We start from the raw sequence: 16,493 nt of genomic DNA on the forward strand, positions 1-16,493 counted from the left end.
TAAAGATTATAAATTTAATTTATTTTTGCAGTAACATTTGTATTTATACCACTAGAAACTGAAAATTCTTGGGCAGACATCACAGAGCCAGTTACTAACGATGTCACAACCAAGCGATACTTACCTGGAAGTATCCATAATTTTTTTTGAACGTTATTTGATAATAATAATTCATTTTCAGAACCTAATGTTTCACTTTTAAATTGATCAAGCTCTTTTGAAAAAGCCTTTTCAATACTTAGAGGAACTCTAAAATAAATATTTGAACAGTTTTTAGATATTGTAGATTTAATTGCAAATTGTCTAGCAATTTCTATTCGTGTTTGGACATCCCATACCCCTCTTACAGAATCTGAATTGATTGCAAATTGAGGCGCGTCACCTAAATCAATGCCAATTTTCCCATTATTAATTTTACACATGCTATCAAAATTGATATCCATTTTTTTTGCAAAAGATTGTCCATTTAAATAAAATGTTCCAAGGGATTTTTCAATATTTGCAGGGACATCATTTAAACTCGATAAACTCATATTAGGATTTTTCGCTGATTCAATTATGAAATTTAAAGATGAATCTATTAATTTAATTTGAGCTCTTACAACTGCTCTAGGTTGTAAATTTGTAATATTTAATTGAATTCCAACCAATGATTTTCTACTTCTGTCTAATTCAAAATTATTTTCCAATTCATTTAATGCAGTCTGTGTAATTAGTGAAGTTATTCTAGGCCAAAGAAATGAAATGGTATCATTATAATATAAAATAGTATCAGGCGAATATGCTAAAAAATAAGGTAACTCTTGTGCGTTTTCTTTTAATAAAGCTTTAACAGAATTAGAAATAATATTTAGTTTTTGATTATACGGCTCTTGTTCCTTTTGATTTATTTCCCTATTTAAACTCAAACAAAAATGGGACATATTAATAATTCTTCTGTAAGACAAATAAGAGCTTTGAGGTAAATAACGAATCATTCTACTATTAAGACTGGAAGTTCTACCTGCGCAAGAATCAAGAGATTTTTTTAATGTTTCAAACTCGGTTTTCATAGACGTTAAAGATGAAAACCAACCAAAGTCAATTAAAGTCTCAGCAATTGTTTTTGTTAAATCATTATATTTACTTTTTGTAATTCTTGTAAAGCTAAGTTCAGCTCCACCTTCAAAAACAATTTTACCAAAATTTAAAAATCCATCATCATCATATTTTGGTTCAACATCTTGTAAATTAAAAAAAGAACCAATAAATGGTATAAATACTTTATTGACTTTAGAACTTGTTTCTTTTGGAGAAAAATAGAACAAATTAGATGTTTCATCAAGTTGTATTTTATTTTTTGCTCTTGTTAAACTAGCTGGAATAATACCTAGTAGACTCGCTCCTGAATCTTTTGCTAGCTGCAAAACTCCATCTTTTTCTTGTCTCCATAAATTTTGAATTTCTTTAAAGGATCCATTTTCAGTATTTGATAATAGAGATTGTTGTAATTTATAATTACGGGATTCATCGACAGTTAAATCTCCCTTTAAAACAGACAATAGTGGGGAAGATCCAATTCTACTTACAAATTGTACGGTATAATTTAAAGGAAAACCTGTGTTTTGATTTTCAACTCCAACAACAACAAGTCCGATAGGAATATTTCCTAATTTAATGACATACCAAGAATTATATTTCAAATCTGAGGTTGCTGTCTCTGGTACAGGGAATGCTTTTGTATCTTGTGCTGCACTGGCGACTCCAACTTCTGGGATGCTTTTTTTAATTTCAAATTTTTCGTTTTGAAAAAATAATAAAGCAATAGCAGCTCCAATCGCTAGCAATCCCAAAAAGGATAGAATAAAAACCTTAAGTTGTTTTGACATTAGATTCCCCATAAGCTGATCGCTGGAATAGAACCAGTTTTGCCATTAGGTATTATTGTTTATAAGAAAGAATACCATGAATCTACTTCATGATAAAAAAAAGCGATACAAAAATATTTTAAAAAACTATGGTTCTCTCATTTTGTCTTTTCACATTCATTTTGTAGTTTTTATTATTTTTTTTACTTATCAACAAAAAAATCAAAAAATAACTCTAAACAAAAACCATAAAGAAAATATTTTACATGTAAAAATCATAAAAAATTTTGATAAACCACAAAATATTCCTTTAGAAAACAAAAGAGAATCAACAAAGCTAATTAAAAATAATTTTCAGAAAATAAATCATTCAAATCAAAATAAAATTGAAATTTCTAATCTAAATAAAAATTCTATTGATCAAAAAAAAATAAAAAATGATGTTTCATTAGAAAATGAAACTATTTCAAAAACTGATAAATTATCGGAATCGCTAAAAGACGAAGTAGTTATAAATCCATTTGGTAATCTTAAACTTCCTAAATCATTGCTTGGACAAAACCTTTTTCCAAAAAAATATAAAGCACATTTTAAAATTACTTATGAAAATGGAAAAACCCATAATTTTGAGCTAATAGAACTTAATCCTGAAATGGGAAGTTCATCTTTTTTAGATAAATCCATCAAAAAAGCTTTTGAAGAGCAAATATTTAGCATACCAAAAGATGAATTTTTGCAATGGCTTGAACATATAAGGGAAATTAATTACCCTTCTTCTCAGTTTCAAAATCCAAATAAGGACAATTTATTCATTGTTCTTGAGTTTCAAGAACCAAACTGATAATTCATTTTAACGTTAGAGGTACAACTCCTTTTCAATTTTGGAGATTTTGTTAGATGATAAAGATGGAAAGACATTCTACGCCTGAAGATGTGCTCTCACTAAAAAATACACGTATTTTCATTGCTGGAGATATTATCCTTGATACGTACATAGAAGGAAAAGTTTCTCGCATTTCTCCCGAAGCCCCTGTACCTGTTGTTTTAGAAACACATAGAAAAGCAGTTCCAGGTGGAGCTGGAAATGTGGCGGCTAATGTGGCTTCAATGGGTGGAGCGGCCTTTTTGTGTGGAAGAGTAGGGAACGACTCCGAAGCGAATGTTCTCAAAGGCATCCTTGAAGACTTTGGTATAGATATTCATTCTCTTATTATCTCTAAAGAAATTCCAACTACAACAAAAATGAGAATTGTTTCTGGAAATATGCTTACCTCAGGGGCTCAGCAAATAGTACGTGTAGATAAAGAAAAAAATGAACAAATTTCTCAAGAAGAAGAAAATAGGGTTTTAGATCTTTATGAAAACTTTTTAAAATTTGGTGGAAACCGCTGTCTGATTATTTCAGATTATGGAAAAGGATTTTTAACTAAAACGTTAATACGTTCTTTGATTAAGTTAAGTAAACAATATCATATTCCTGTTGTAACAGATCCTAAAAGCGAAGATGTATTTCGTTATGCAGGTTCTACAGTGATTAAACCGAATTTAAATGAAGGTAGATCTGTTTTAAAAGTAATTAAACCAGGTTCTTTATTTACTAATTTTGATGAAGAAATAAATACCATTGCTGATTGTTACTTAGAAACTAGTGGCAGCGAAAACTTAGTAATGAGTCTTTCTGAACACGGTGTTATGTGCAAGGGTAAAAATATTGATGGAACTCTTAAAATAAATACCCATGCTTTACAAGTTTCCGATGTTTCTGGCGCAGGAGATACTCTTATTTCATTTTTAGCGATGAGTCTTGCAGCAGGACTTTCTATTGAAAGAGCTACAGAACTTGGAAATATAGCCGCAGGTATCGCTTGTGGAAAAGCTGGAACAGCAACAATCTCTTTAAGTGAATTTTTAGAAGCATTAAAAATGAGAAACGAAGCAATACATCCTGAAAAATTAATGAGCCTTGATTCTCTTACTCAAATTTCACAGGATCTTAAAATTCAAAACAAACGCTCTGTATTTACCAATGGATGTTTTGATATATTACATGCTGGTCATGTTGATTATTTACAGAAAGCACGCTCAAGAGGTGATTTACTAATTGTCGGTTTAAATTCAGACAGCAGTGTTTCTAAATTAAAAGGTCCTTCAAGACCCGTTCAAACTTCATCGGATAGAGCCGCTATTTTAGCATCTTTAGCATGCGTTGATTATATTGTCATATTTGAAGAAGATACACCTATAGAACTTATTAAAGCATTAAAACCTAATATTTTAGTAAAAGGCGCTGATTACACAATTGAAAATACAATAGGTGCAAAAGAAGTTTTATCTTGGGGTGGAAGTGTAGAACTTATTTCTCTTTTACCAGGAAGAAGCACAACATCAATTATTCAAAAAGCACAAATTGGCGGATAATTAAATAGGAAGTAATATAACTTGTTCCTGAACTTTTTTTAAGATAAAAACAACATGTCGATTTTAGTTTATAATTTATTTAAGGAATTTACTAAATGAAAATTATTGCTACCGAAAATGCACCAAAAGCCATTGGCCCATACTCACAAGCAATTGTATTAGGTAACATGGTTTATTGCTCAGGTTCTATTCCATTAAATCCAGCAACAATGACTGTAGAGGCAACGACAATTGAATCTCAAACAGAACAAGTATTTAAAAATATGTCCGCAATTTTAGAAAATTCTGGATCTGGTCTTGAAAAAGTAGTTAAAACCACAGTTTTCTTGAAGAGTATGGATGATTTTCAAAAAATGAATGGTGTATACGAGCGCTTATTTAAAGGACATGCTCCCGCACGTTCGACTGTTCAAGTAGCTAAACTTCCATTAGATGTAATGGTAGAAATTGAATGTATTGCTACTTTGTAAAAGTAACAGTACATTTTCATAATGACTTAATCAATTTTATATGATTTTTTAAAAGGTTCATATTTATTCAAGACAGATTCTTTTTATTTTTTTTGACGAAATGCTTTCTACAAGTATAAGATACCTCCTAGCATGCGATAAGAGGAGGTCTCAATATGAACATGAAACCCATGCAAAAAACAGCAATAAAGCCTATTCCAGCTGCAAAAAATTTTAATACTTTAGAAAAGTCCTCGTTATTAACGCGTATTTTTGGATTTGAAAGTCAAAAAGTAGTTAATTCACTACGTGCTGAAAATCAAGAATTAATTCTTATGAATCAAAGAAATATGGAATCTATTAAATCGCTTTCCGATCAACTAGCAGAGAGTTTAAGTTTTCAACAAAATCATATTCAAACGATTTCGGAACGGCTTAAAGCATTAGAAAATCTACCAGCAAAACAAGAAGCATTACAAGAAAAAATAATGGATTCATTTGATAGAGCTACTTTTTTTATTCAAAATGCTTCACAGGATCTTGTTCAAGCAAAAACAAATATCGTTAATATTCAAACAGATACCATTGAAAGTTCAGGTACAATAGAAATAGCTGAATTTATGCGAAATTTTCTAACAACAAATCTTTTAGCAAAACAAATTCGTTCTGTTCTTTATAGTGCCATTGAAGATAAATTAAATTCAAAAGACGCTGAAATACACTTATCTAAACTTCAAAAAAATCTTCAAATCGTCCAACATCAATTTGCACAAATAAATTTTAAATTAGAAAAATATAATTTAAAAATAGATGATAGTATTTGGAAACCTTATGCCCCAGAACTTCAAACAGCTGAAGTAACAGAACATTGCACTGCAGAAGAGTTTTATCTAATCATAAAATTATCCCAAAAAATTGGTATATTTGAAGAAAGCGAAAAAATTAAATCACTTGTAATCGGTGAAATTTTACCTTCAATTTCATTTTTTAGTAAAGAAAAATCAGCTTGGATAGTAAAACGCAGAGCTAAGGTTATTGTTTTAAAACCAAGTTAAAAAAAATTATTGGTTAATCTTAATATGCAATTTTTATTTTCTATACCCTTTTTTAATCTCTTTTATCTCTAAAAACTAGATCAAAGTTTAAGATAACACTTTTTTTAATTCTTCATTATATAAAAATTTAGGAAGATTTGAATGTGTTACTTCTGTATTTGTATCAAAAATAATTTGAGATGCATCATTTGGTGATGTAATGGGAACTATTTTTGATTTTGATCTTAATAAAGATGGTGGGGGCGGAGGAAGCTTAAGACTTGAACCGCTTGCTGGCAAGTTTGAAGATAAAGAATAGGAGGAACTACTTATTGAAGCATTAATAGAAGCGTTATCTGGTGATGTTTTATTAATTAAAACATCACAACTTTGATTAGAGTAAAATTGAAACATTTTATTTAATGTATCAATATAAAATTTCTCAATTTTTAATTTATCTTTTTCAAGGACAAAAGCACCCTCTAATTTTTTATTTAATTTTCTTTTGAATTCATCCATGCTTAAAGATTCAATTTCTTTATATTTTTTTGAGTTTTCAGTTATATTTATTCCCCAAATATAAGAATATATTTGACTTAAATCACTAGCACTAATTTTACTACTTTGATTCTTTTGTTTCTTTTGATTGTTTAGATTCCTTTGATTTAGTAAAAAATCTATAAAAAATTCAAGAGTTAGTACTTTTATTCTATTTTCATTATTATTTTTATTTATGCTAGTTTTGGGATTATCAAAATGAAAAATTGGTAAATTAAGCTTTAATTGATATCTAATAGATAAATATCCAATAATAATATTAAATATGCTTCTTTCATCTAGACTTGAATAATTTTCATCCTGTCTAATAAATAAACCCAATAAAGCATTTTTAGATAATCCAAGCAATAACTCATTAAATAAATCTGCTTTAGCTTTAATTTTCGCATTTTTTAATAAATTTGAACGCAATTGATCAATTTTAATAAAATAAGCTCCATTTTGAGCCCTATCAGAATTATGATCACCTAACCACCATTTTGCATCTGTTATTGCATTTTGTCTAAAAACGTATTTCCAGCCTTTATTCTTTAATGCATGTAAATTATATATAAAACCTATGTTTTCTGTGCACTTATAAACGGTCATATTTCCATCAGGCCTTAAAAGTGTTGTGCATATTTTTTTGTAAATTCTGTATTTTTATTTGTAAACCGATTTGAATTAACAGTTCTTGTAGATGTTAACTGAGTGCTTGGATCATAAATTTTTGTTCTATCTTTAGTGCCAACCGATTTTCTTCCTAAATGCCTTATGTTTGGAAATTCTAAATTATAAACTTCGTCTTTAATTTGCTGCATTGGAACCATTCTTACAATTCCAGAGCATTTCGCAATACTTTCAAGGGCAAAGATTGACTTTCCTACAATACTATTCGTTATATTTTTCGTCAAAATAAAGTCTTTTAAAATATTTGAAGGAAGATCCAAACCAATTTCTTTGAGTTTTTCTTCAATTTTCAATTTAAAATCAATATCATTTGGATAAATATAATCAACTATATAGGGGCCAGGAATATAAGGAATACCATAAGATGTTGCTGAAAAAAGCATTTCATGGAGAGTATGATCGTACCCAATAGACATCCAAGTAATATATGCTAGTTTTATAATGTTTTGATATTCTAAATCTTGTTTTTTATTTTTTATTCCTAAAAACACAAGTGCTGCCATTGAAAGGGAATAATCCATCGTACCAGATATTCCACATATAATTGGAAGACAAAGCTCTTTTGCAATTTCTAAATATTTTTGAGCATCTTTATTTGCTGGATTACTTATATATTCATAGGTAAGAGCTCCAGAAATATAGGAAATGGGTCTTTTTGAGTTTGGTGTATTTCTAATATCTTTTTTTAAATCCCCTGTTAATGCCATTGCTTCTCTTTCGCTAATGACAACATCAAATAATTTGGGGCTATAAGAGTGAAATTTTTTGTCAGCTATATCTTGATATGAAGCAATATCTAAATTATTTTTTCTTTCCAAATATATATCATCGTTATCAATTCCTTGCCTTAAAAAAACGTTTAAAGAGGCGGCTGGACCTGTTTTATAAACTGGTATCTTCTTTTTAGTATTTTCGCAGCGATGATTTAAATATTGAGCATATTCAACATTAATACACCAGTCATCCATATTTAAATTATATTTACTTTTAATGATTTTATTTAGTTCTTTAATTAAAATTTCATTTTGAATACAAGAATTCATAAAACCCATTAATTTATATACAAAAAATAACCTATGCCTGAATTCTATAAAATTCTCTTGTCCTATAAATTTATTTTCAAAATAAAGAATCCAAGTTTGTGGAGTTGAACCAGCATTTCCAAAATATTTATTACTTGCTCCATCACATGTTACATAATCTTTAATAGTTTGAATTAAATATTTATTTTCTGTCGTTAATATTTGATTTAAATTTAGATTTTTAATTTTTGTTAAAGTTACATTGTCTGTTTTATTTTTTTTATCACGTTTCTCCATATAATCGTTATAAGCCTTTAATATGCAATAATATCTATCACTTATTTTTCTTGAAAATTCGAGCAAAACATTTTTATTTGAATCATTGTTATTAATATACATATCAGTAGCTGCACTTACAACAACAGAATGTAAATTTTTATTTGCATCTATATAGGTTTCTTTATAATCAACTGTATTTATTTTATTTTTATTATTTGAATCCAATGTAAAATCAATTTTGTGATATTCAAATGAAATTTTATGATCCCGAAATTTTTTATAAGGATTGAACAATTGGAGATGCATATTATTCTCTTTTTTATTTAATTATTTAATATAAACACATAACTATTTAAGTGATTTAATATTTATATGTTAATTTACTTTATCATATAATTTTACATAGACAATAGCTGTATTTTTAAATAATAATTAATTATTTAAATAGATTATTTAAAATAGTAAATTTAAATTATAAAATAATTATTTAATATTTTTTTTTAATTTTATCATTAAAATCAATTATTATATATAAAAAATTTTAAGCAAATATTTTTATTATATTTTTTAAATGTATTATAATAATAAACACTTTCATTTTAAAGTCTGGGGTTCGAAAATGCGCCTAAAAAATAAGCAAAAAATAAAATTATTTTTTATAACCGTTTTATCTTTTATTTTTATATCAAATTTAAATAAAAAAAATGCTGATTTTAAAATGAATAATATATTAGAGAATAAAGAATTTATTCAAAATATTCAGAATATTCCTATTTCTGTAATAGCCCCTGCTTCAACATTAGAGAATGAAAAAATTCAATATCTTCAAAATCAAAATATTCTGGACTTAAAACTTCCTAAAAACTTATCGAGCCAATTAATTCCTTTTCATTCCAATACAGATGAAGAAAGATTTGATCAAATAAAAATGGCAATAAATGATAACTCTAAAATTATTTGGTCTTTAAGAGGCGGTTATGGTTCTGCTAGATTATACGAAAATCTTTTAAAATTAAAAAAACCAAATCAAAATAAAATTTTTATTGGATATAGTGATTTAACATTTTTACATTTATTTTTTATTCAAAATTGGAATTGGAAAACAATACATGGATCAACATTATCAGACCTATTTAACAAAGAAAAAGACCCTAAAAATTTTTCAAATATAGTTGAAATAATTTCAGGAAATATAAAAGAAATAACTTATACAAATATTGAGCCTTTAAATGAGCTAGCTAAATCATCTCAAGAGGTATTCGGAAAATTAGTTGGAGGTAACTTAGAAATTTTATCTAGTAGTTTAGGAACAAATTGGCAAATAAACGGTAAAAATAAAATTATATTTATAGAAGATATTGGTGCTAAAGGATATGTTGTTGATAGAAACTTAATTCATTTATATCAAGCAAAAATTTTTCAAAATGCAAAGGCTATATTACTAGGCTCCTTTACAAATAGTGACGAAAATATTGAATTTACAATTAAACGATTTGCAAATGAAGTGAATATCCCAGTTTTTAAATCAAATCAGTTTGGTCACGGAAATAAAAACTATCCCCTTGTTTTAAATGAAAATATAACAATATCACCCCAAAAAAAAATCATCACTCTTAATTTGGGCGATGATTTTAAAAATATTTTAAAGCCAAGTAACGATGGTTATATGGCTATTAGATAACTTTTATATTAATTAGAGTTTTGGCCTTTGGCATCATTACCTTGACCTTTGGCATCATTGCCTTGACCTTTGGCATCATTGCCTTGACCTTTGCCATCATTACCTTGACCTTTGCCATCATTACCTTGACCTTTGCCATCATTGCCTCGACCTTTGCCATCATTGCCTTGACCTTGTCCACCACCTTGTCCACCACCTTGTCCACCACCTTGTCCACCACCTTGTCCACCACCTTGACCACCACCTTGACCGCCGCCTTGTCCTCCGCCGCCACCTTTTCCACCAGAACCACCGCCGCCGCCACCTTTTCCACCAGAACCACCGCCACCGCCGCCACCGCCGCCGCCGCCGCCGCCGCCGCCGCCGCCGCCGCCTGGTCCTGCAAAGATTTGAGTGCTAGTAAAAGCCACAACTAATAATACAGCAGCAGCAAACATATTTTTATATTTCATGCTCATCTAGTTTCCCCCTTATATTTAGTAGAGCAGCTAAGGGGATCGGAAATCATACTTGAAACTTTAATTTCAGTTTATTTAGAGCTCATTTTATTGTTACTTAAATTTTTCATTAAAAAATGAAACATTACTTTTTTTTTTTAAGGAAGCTATATTTTAGATTATAATATGAGTGCTCTCATAACATTTCTTGAACCCGTTAAAGTACAATGAAATTTTTTGATAAATTCAAAATGTTTTTTGTGCAATTACTTTTTGTAATTTAGATATATTTTTAAATACTTTAAAGACTTTTATCTCTTTAAAAAACAATAGTATTTTGATCTAAAATTATAGAAAAAATATTTTATATTCAATTATTATAATATTAAAATTAAATATTTTATAAATAAAAAAGCATATATTGAACTATTAAATAAAGAAATTAAAATTTAGTAATATTAAATACTTTAAACATTTATAAGATTTAATTTATTAATCAAAAAATTCTTTTACTTTTAATTAAAATAGATTTATTATAATTATAGAGCACTTAAAATATTAAGTGTAATTGATAATAGTATTATCTTTGTTTGTATAATTAAAAAAAATTACAAACTAAGAACATAAACGAGGTTAAAAATGATGGCTCTAATTTTTTTGGTATTTTTATTATCTATAGTTTTTACTTTATTTAATAAAGAAAAAATAGCAATTTTATTTCTTTTTATAGGGATAGTATTCATTTTATTAATGCTAAAATATCATATGACCGACCCTTTAAACCTTGTATTTTAAAACGAAAAGGAATAAAAAATGAAAAATATCGAAAAAAATCTAAATTGTTTTTTTATATTAGCTTTATGTAGCATGATATTGGGAGCATTTATTTATCAATTTATATATAAAGAAGCTCCTTGTCCCTTATGCCTTTTGCAGCGTTTAGGAATGATTGCAATCATATGCGCAGGACTACTAAATTTAAAATTTGGGATAAAACCAAAATTTTATGCTCTAGCTCTTATAGGAGCACTTTCAGGAGCTGCCGTTTCAATAAGACAGATATTATTGCATATTGCCCCTAATTCAACACCATTTGGTTCCCCTATGATGGGATTAAGTCTTTATACATGGGCATTTATTACATTTGTTGTCTCTATAATTGGAGTTTCATTTTTACTTTTTCTATACGATCCTAAAAAACACCAAAATTCAGAAAAAGTGATTATGAATAAACTTACCAAATTTACTTTTGCCTTTGCTTTTATTATTGTGAGTTCAAATTTGATCTATACATTATTTCATTGTGGTTTGGGTTTTTGTGAAGGTTAATTTGAATTTTATTATACATATTAACCTTCACGCATAAGATCTCGAAAGTGATTCACCTCTAATTTGTACTTTTAATTTACTTACAAATAAATTATTTAAAATTTCAACCCAAGCATATTCATTTATATTATTCTTTTTATTATATAGAATATTTAAAATACTGAGTTCTGTTTTTATACAATTAATTTGCATAGGATAAAAACCATGGGGCATATTATTACGATTTAAAGAAATAAATTTATGAATTCCTGTAATAAAAGCAGTTCTTGCCTCAGAAGGAATATTTGGATATTTTCTTATTAAATGACCTGCCAATGTATTTACATTAGCGTGCGAAAAATCAATGTCTGAACCAATTGAGCTAGGTATATAATTATTAAAAATACTTATTGCTGATCTAAAATAAGTCAATTGCCCGGTTGTTAAAACATCACCCGAGAGCCATGATAACATTGCTTTGATATTTGGACTATTTGCTGATGTAAGACGAACTGGTTTTTTTAATGCATCTCCTGGTATGACATATTTTTCATAATTTTCTGCCGCAAGACCAAATACAAATAGAGATAAATCCGAATCAGCCCAGCATAAAAAACCATTATAATTTATTTCAGGCGTCTCATCGTCTTTGAAACCACTTGGATCGACAACGGCTCCTGAAGTATCAAGAAAAGGTTTTAATGGCTCTAATGTTTTAACAATATTATCAAATTTATCATTACTACCTAGACCATAAACTATACTATCAAAAGCACCTAAATCTAAATTACATGAATCATCTTTTATATGAATTTTTTTATTTATTTCATCATACTTAAAAACAATATTTTCTCTATTTTTATATTTATGGTACCTTACTCCATTAATATTGTATGGTTCGTCTTTATATGGAGTCCCTTCTAAGTAAGCAAGGCTCCCCCCTGAAAGCCAAAGTTCTAAATTCCAACCTCTCGCACGAGCAGCAGCTGCTGCATCTATCGCTGCATTCGAGCCTATAATAGCAACTGTAGGCATTGAATCTTTATCTTTAATTTCATTTAATTGTTTTTTGCGATTTAATAAATAATTACCAGTTGGCGCACCTCTTGCTGGAACGTCCAAAACAGTTTTTTTATGATGCAATAAAATAGGAACACAATCTCTCACAAATTGATCCATATGAAGCACTAGTGGGAAATTAAATTTGTGTTCTTTATTAATATCTTTTAGTCTTAATAATTCTTCATTGAGTTGTTTTATACTATCAAGTGTACGTGGCTCACCAGCACCAGCCATAAAGTAAACACGATCTGTATAAATAAAACTTAAAATATTTGAATCTTTCTTTTTATAAGTTATTCTCCACTTTTTAGATTTAGGAACATCTATATCCAAAAGCTCTGTATTTTCAACTAATGTAACATTTCCTTGTATGAATTTTTTGCAAAGTTTTTTAATTTTTTCATGCACTAAATTTGCAAATTTTTTTCTTTCTGTAAATTCACTATTCCCACCAAATTGAGTATAATTTTCACTTGGAAAAGACGTTTGCAAATCGGTATGGTTTATAAAAGGAATTGCTAATCCACGTTCTTCTGCCCATGGACTTTTCATTCCTATTACGGTTGCTTTTGAACTATCTTGTGCATTCATTGTGTCTAAAAAATAAGCCGTTGCAGCGCTTGCTCCAATAAAAAGAGTTTCTGTTGTTTCTTCTGATAAAACACTTGAATTCATTATATTTGAAAGTTTAGAACCTAATTTGAAAAGTAGATTTGAACCATTAGAATCTATGGAAGGTGGATTTGAACCATTTAATAGATAGGAATTAAAATGTTTATTAATATAATGTGCAATTAATTCGATTTGCTCATCATTATCAGCTCTTACTTCACCATGACGAAAATTATCATGCTTTAAGTTATATAGACATCTTTTAACTCTCTTAGAGAATATTTTTGTTTTTTTTCCATGACTTAGTTCAAGCTTAGAAACCATTTTAGAAACAATAACATCTAAATTTCCAGAAAACTTTAGCATGACCTTTCTCCATTTTAGAAAAGATTGAGTTAGATAAGCATACCAATAATAAATTTAGAATAGTTCTAAATTTATTACAAGTACATTTAATGGTTTTTTATTTTAAAAGAGTATTATAATAATTTTATTAATATATATTATATAATTTATTATATTTTAATTATTTTAATAATTTATATAATATGTTTTTCTAAAGGATATTTTATTCAATTTCATCTTAATTGGTAGGTAGAGACATGACTTTTATTTCCTTTCAAATAAAGTAATTCATTGCCATGAAACCCCTGCAGAACCGGACTTGTGGTTTTCCCACATCCGGCTCCCAGAGATGATATTCATTGCGTAGGCTTCGATTTATAAATATTTACCGTTATTCTTGGCTGCGGTAATGGAGTACTCTGCAAATAATTCATAAAGGTCGACCAATCAATGCTCTTCCTCTGACTTCTGCGATTTATCCATTTAAACATTAGAGAAATAACTTGCTTATAAAATTGTTTCAAACATCTATAGTTGCCACTTAACCCAAAGTAATTATAATGACCTGTAAGTTTTGCTTTTAATATAGGAATCCACTCATTAAATGAAATCTTTGCACGTGCGATTCGCAACCATTCTTTTATCGTTTGTAACTTCCTACGTAAATTTTCTTTACTAGTTTTATGCCCTATTACAGTTAAGCCAAAACGACTTTTCTTCATAAAATGCGTAAAACCTAAGAAATTAAAACTGGAAAGATTAGTTTTGTTTCGTTTATGTTTTTCAAAAGCCTTCTTGCCAAATTCAATAAGTTGTGTTTTATCTTCTGAAACTTCAAGGCCAAATTTTGCAAATCTTTCCCTTAACTCAGTAAGGAAACGCTCTGCATCTTTTCGACTCTCAAAGGTAACAACAAAATCATCACAAAAACGAACAAGTTGCATATAATTGCGACTTGTTGACCTAAATTTCTTTTCAAACCATAAATCAAGTACATAATGAAGATAAATATTTGATAATAATGGACTCAAATTTCCACCTTGCGGTGCACCCTTATCACTCTCTATAAATAATCCATCTTCTACTACTCCCGATTTTAGAAATCTCTTAATAATCCAAAGAAAATTTGGGTCACTAATTCTTTCTTCTAAACAACGAAGTAGCCAGTAATGACTTACGTTATCGAAAAATTTTCTTATATCTACCTCAACAACAAAGTTCACAGGCTTTGTCATCACTGTCTGATTGAGCGCAATAATAGCTGTATGACAACTTTTATTTGGGCGAAAACCATGCGAACAGTCTAGGAAATCTTGCTCATAAATAGACTCAAGTATATTCTTGACTCCTAATTGAACTAGCTTATCTTCTGTTGAAGGAATTCCAAGCCCTCGCTTCTCATCTTTTCCAAGCTTTGGGATATAAACCCTCTTCACTGGTTTAGGACAATAAGTTTGGTTCTTCATTTTCAACACAAGTTCTTCTATATTACTCTGTAAATTACTCGCGTAATTTTCTAAAGTAACATTGTCTATCCCACAGGCTTTGTTCCGTTTCAATTCACCAAATATTGAGCACAACAAATCTTTATTGATATGATGAGCTAATGATGTAAATTTTAACGCTTTATCCACCTTTGCCTTTGCAACTATTTGAGGAAATTTATTGTTCACCTTCATCTACGCCTCTGTGTACATATTAAAGCCAATCGTATTTCCCCAATCATCATCTCCGCTGCCCCTTCCCCATGTGTTTGGCTTTCCCAAACTCCGAGTACATACGAACAGCTCCGACTTCCGTTTACTTATCAATGCGCCCTTATCTTTACTGACTTGTCCACATCTACTCTCAGAAACTCTGAAAGAAATAAACGGATCTCCCAAGTTCACGTAATAACCATCTTGTATCATGCAACTGCCTTAGACCCCGGTGGACTCATATTTACTCGCCAATCCGTAAATAAGAATGTTGTTTTCCGCAAAAATGATAACGTCAACTTCCACAATAATGGATATTTCGAGGCTCAATACATTCAAGTCTGTTGTAGCCTGATACATCGCTCGCAATGGCTTCAATTAATTTGTTACCTTATTAATTGCACTGCTTACTTCCACGCTGATGGCTAATCTTTACGTGGATGAGATTCGCACTCACTGGTTCTTACGCACTTCTCTTGGCGCACCATTTTTGTTACCTTTTATTAAATAAATTAATGGTATGCTAATATGTTTGACATTCTTTTTGAATATGTAAATAGTAAAAATCCAAGTTAATATTTCTTTTTTTTATAGAGGTAATTCATGATTAAATCAATTAAATATTTATTAACGATAAGTATCATTTTGCAATTTGGAAATTCATATTCTCAAAATGTAAGTTTAAATGAACAAGAACAAATTGAAGATAAATGTAGAGAAAGCATTGAAAATATGCTAGCAAATAATCAAATAATGAATGCATTTGAAAATAAAAATTTAAATACGGAAACTATTATGAATCAATGTATGCAAAATGCATTAGAGGTTGCTTTTTTTAATAGCTATAATACTATAAATGATACTCAAGATTTATATAAAAATACTGTTAGAGCAATTTATATTAAATTAAATGAATATAGAAATTCATCCGATAATGAAACAAGTAAGAAATATTTATGCTTCAATTGGCAATTATTTGCATTAAGTTTAGCAGCAAGAAAAGATGAAAAATTTCTAAAGAGAGCTTTAATCACAGCAAACAATATATTAGTAAGAGATTGCAAAAAGTAAATGA

Annotated in this window: 14 protein-coding genes; 8 read left to right on the top strand and 6 right to left on the bottom strand. The window is 28.8% G+C overall.

Annotated features, from left to right (window positions below):
• Positions 1 to 14: 14 nt before the first annotated feature.
• Positions 15 to 1,868, bottom strand: coding sequence for a hypothetical protein (locus GCL60_RS06720; protein WP_153419486.1), 1,854 nt, complete (start codon positions 1,866 to 1,868; stop codon positions 15 to 17).
• A gap of 76 nt (positions 1,869 to 1,944) precedes the next feature.
• Between GCL60_RS06720 and GCL60_RS06725 the strand changes: the two genes are divergently transcribed.
• The 4 genes from GCL60_RS06725 (at position 1,945) to GCL60_RS06740 (ending at position 5,769) form a co-directional block, all read left to right on the top strand.
• The gene (locus GCL60_RS06725) at positions 1,945 to 2,688 is read left to right on the top strand and encodes a hypothetical protein (RefSeq protein WP_153419488.1); all 744 of its coding nucleotides are present in this window, start codon (positions 1,945 to 1,947) and stop codon (positions 2,686 to 2,688) included.
• A 56-nt stretch (positions 2,689 to 2,744) separates the two neighbouring features.
• A complete protein-coding gene (gene rfaE2, locus GCL60_RS06730) occupies positions 2,745 to 4,265 on the top strand; it encodes a D-glycero-beta-D-manno-heptose 1-phosphate adenylyltransferase (protein ID WP_153419490.1) in 1,521 nt (506 codons plus the stop codon).
• Positions 4,266 to 4,360: 95 nt separating this feature from the next.
• Positions 4,361 to 4,735, top strand: coding sequence for a RidA family protein (locus GCL60_RS06735; protein ID WP_153419492.1), 375 nt, complete (start codon positions 4,361 to 4,363; stop codon positions 4,733 to 4,735).
• Positions 4,736 to 4,890: 155 nt separating this feature from the next.
• Positions 4,891 to 5,769: a hypothetical protein gene (locus GCL60_RS06740; protein WP_153419494.1), complete on the top strand. Its 879-nt coding sequence runs from the start codon at positions 4,891 to 4,893 to the stop codon at positions 5,767 to 5,769.
• An 87-nt stretch (positions 5,770 to 5,856) separates the two neighbouring features.
• Here GCL60_RS06740 and GCL60_RS06745 read toward each other — a convergent pair whose 3' ends face one another.
• Together GCL60_RS06745 and GCL60_RS06750 are read right to left on the bottom strand one after the other, a co-directional pair.
• On the bottom strand, positions 5,857 to 6,894 hold the full coding sequence (locus GCL60_RS06745) for a hypothetical protein (RefSeq protein ID WP_153419496.1): 1,038 nt from the start codon (positions 6,892 to 6,894) through the stop codon (positions 5,857 to 5,859).
• 14 nt (positions 6,895 to 6,908) lie between these two features.
• Positions 6,909 to 8,582, bottom strand: a complete 1,674-nt coding sequence (locus tag GCL60_RS06750; RefSeq protein WP_153419498.1) for a hypothetical protein — start codon at positions 8,580 to 8,582, stop codon at positions 6,909 to 6,911.
• Positions 8,583 to 8,895: 313 nt separating this feature from the next.
• On the opposite strand from GCL60_RS06750, the gene GCL60_RS06755 reads away from it, so the two are divergent.
• Complete coding sequence (locus tag GCL60_RS06755; RefSeq protein ID WP_161998108.1) at positions 8,896 to 9,957, top strand: S66 peptidase family protein; 1,062 nt, start codon at positions 8,896 to 8,898, stop codon at positions 9,955 to 9,957.
• Between the two features lie 8 nt (positions 9,958 to 9,965).
• On the opposite strand, the gene GCL60_RS17360 is transcribed toward GCL60_RS06755, so the two are convergent.
• The gene (locus tag GCL60_RS17360) at positions 9,966 to 10,415 is read right to left on the bottom strand and encodes a hypothetical protein (RefSeq protein WP_202614005.1); all 450 of its coding nucleotides are present in this window, start codon (positions 10,413 to 10,415) and stop codon (positions 9,966 to 9,968) included.
• Positions 10,416 to 11,036: 621 nt separating this feature from the next.
• On the opposite strand from GCL60_RS17360, the gene GCL60_RS17540 reads away from it, so the two are divergent.
• Together GCL60_RS17540 and GCL60_RS06760 are read left to right on the top strand one after the other, a co-directional pair.
• Positions 11,037 to 11,189, top strand: coding sequence for a DUF5993 family protein (locus GCL60_RS17540; RefSeq protein WP_419964829.1), 153 nt, complete (start codon positions 11,037 to 11,039; stop codon positions 11,187 to 11,189).
• An 18-nt stretch (positions 11,190 to 11,207) separates the two neighbouring features.
• A complete protein-coding gene (locus GCL60_RS06760; RefSeq protein ID WP_153419503.1) occupies positions 11,208 to 11,723 on the top strand; it encodes a disulfide bond formation protein B in 516 nt (171 codons plus the stop codon).
• 27 nt (positions 11,724 to 11,750) lie between these two features.
• Here GCL60_RS06760 and GCL60_RS06765 read toward each other — a convergent pair whose 3' ends face one another.
• Positions 11,751 to 13,742 carry a hypothetical protein gene (locus GCL60_RS06765; RefSeq protein ID WP_153419505.1) on the bottom strand — a complete coding sequence of 664 codons (1,992 nt, stop codon included), beginning with the start codon at positions 13,740 to 13,742 and terminating at the stop codon, positions 11,751 to 11,753.
• 335 nt (positions 13,743 to 14,077) lie between these two features.
• Complete coding sequence (ltrA, locus tag GCL60_RS06770) at positions 14,078 to 15,400, bottom strand: group II intron reverse transcriptase/maturase (RefSeq protein ID WP_153419507.1); 1,323 nt, start codon at positions 15,398 to 15,400, stop codon at positions 14,078 to 14,080.
• Positions 15,401 to 16,021: 621 nt separating this feature from the next.
• On the opposite strand from ltrA, the gene GCL60_RS06775 reads away from it, so the two are divergent.
• Entirely contained in the window at positions 16,022 to 16,489 is a 468-nt protein-coding gene (locus GCL60_RS06775) for a hypothetical protein (protein ID WP_153419510.1), read from the top strand.
• Positions 16,490 to 16,493: the final 4 nt, after the last annotated feature.

Origin of the sequence: Silvanigrella paludirubra (assembly GCF_009208775.1) — a bacterium.
Taxonomy (GTDB): Bacteria; Bdellovibrionota_B; Oligoflexia; order Silvanigrellales; family Silvanigrellaceae; genus Silvanigrella; species Silvanigrella paludirubra.

Excerpts from the sequence above, each read along its gene's own strand:
- ltrA (WP_153419507.1), bottom strand. The coding sequence starts at position 15,400 with ATGAAGGTGAACAATAAATTTCCTCAAATAGTTGCAAAGGCAAAGGTG.
- GCL60_RS06775 (WP_153419510.1), top strand. The coding sequence starts at position 16,022 with ATGATTAAATCAATTAAATATTTATTAACGATAAGTATCATTTTGCAA.
- GCL60_RS06765 (WP_153419505.1), bottom strand. The coding sequence starts at position 13,742 with ATGCTAAAGTTTTCTGGAAATTTAGATGTTATTGTTTCTAAAATGGTT.
- GCL60_RS06720 (WP_153419486.1), bottom strand. The coding sequence starts at position 1,868 with ATGTCAAAACAACTTAAGGTTTTTATTCTATCCTTTTTGGGATTGCTA.
- GCL60_RS06755 (WP_161998108.1), top strand. The coding sequence starts at position 8,896 with ATGCGCCTAAAAAATAAGCAAAAAATAAAATTATTTTTTATAACCGTT.
- GCL60_RS06745 (WP_153419496.1), bottom strand. The coding sequence starts at position 6,894 with ATGACCGTTTATAAGTGCACAGAAAACATAGGTTTTATATATAATTTA.
- GCL60_RS06760 (WP_153419503.1), top strand. The coding sequence starts at position 11,208 with ATGAAAAATATCGAAAAAAATCTAAATTGTTTTTTTATATTAGCTTTA.
- GCL60_RS06735 (WP_153419492.1), top strand. The coding sequence starts at position 4,361 with ATGAAAATTATTGCTACCGAAAATGCACCAAAAGCCATTGGCCCATAC.
- GCL60_RS06725 (WP_153419488.1), top strand. The coding sequence starts at position 1,945 with ATGAATCTACTTCATGATAAAAAAAAGCGATACAAAAATATTTTAAAA.
- GCL60_RS17540 (WP_419964829.1), top strand. The coding sequence starts at position 11,037 with ATGGCTCTAATTTTTTTGGTATTTTTATTATCTATAGTTTTTACTTTA.
- GCL60_RS17360 (WP_202614005.1), bottom strand. The coding sequence starts at position 10,415 with ATGAGCATGAAATATAAAAATATGTTTGCTGCTGCTGTATTATTAGTT.
- rfaE2 (WP_153419490.1), top strand. The coding sequence starts at position 2,745 with ATGATAAAGATGGAAAGACATTCTACGCCTGAAGATGTGCTCTCACTA.
- GCL60_RS06750 (WP_153419498.1), bottom strand. The coding sequence starts at position 8,582 with ATGCATCTCCAATTGTTCAATCCTTATAAAAAATTTCGGGATCATAAA.
- GCL60_RS06740 (WP_153419494.1), top strand. The coding sequence starts at position 4,891 with ATGAACATGAAACCCATGCAAAAAACAGCAATAAAGCCTATTCCAGCT.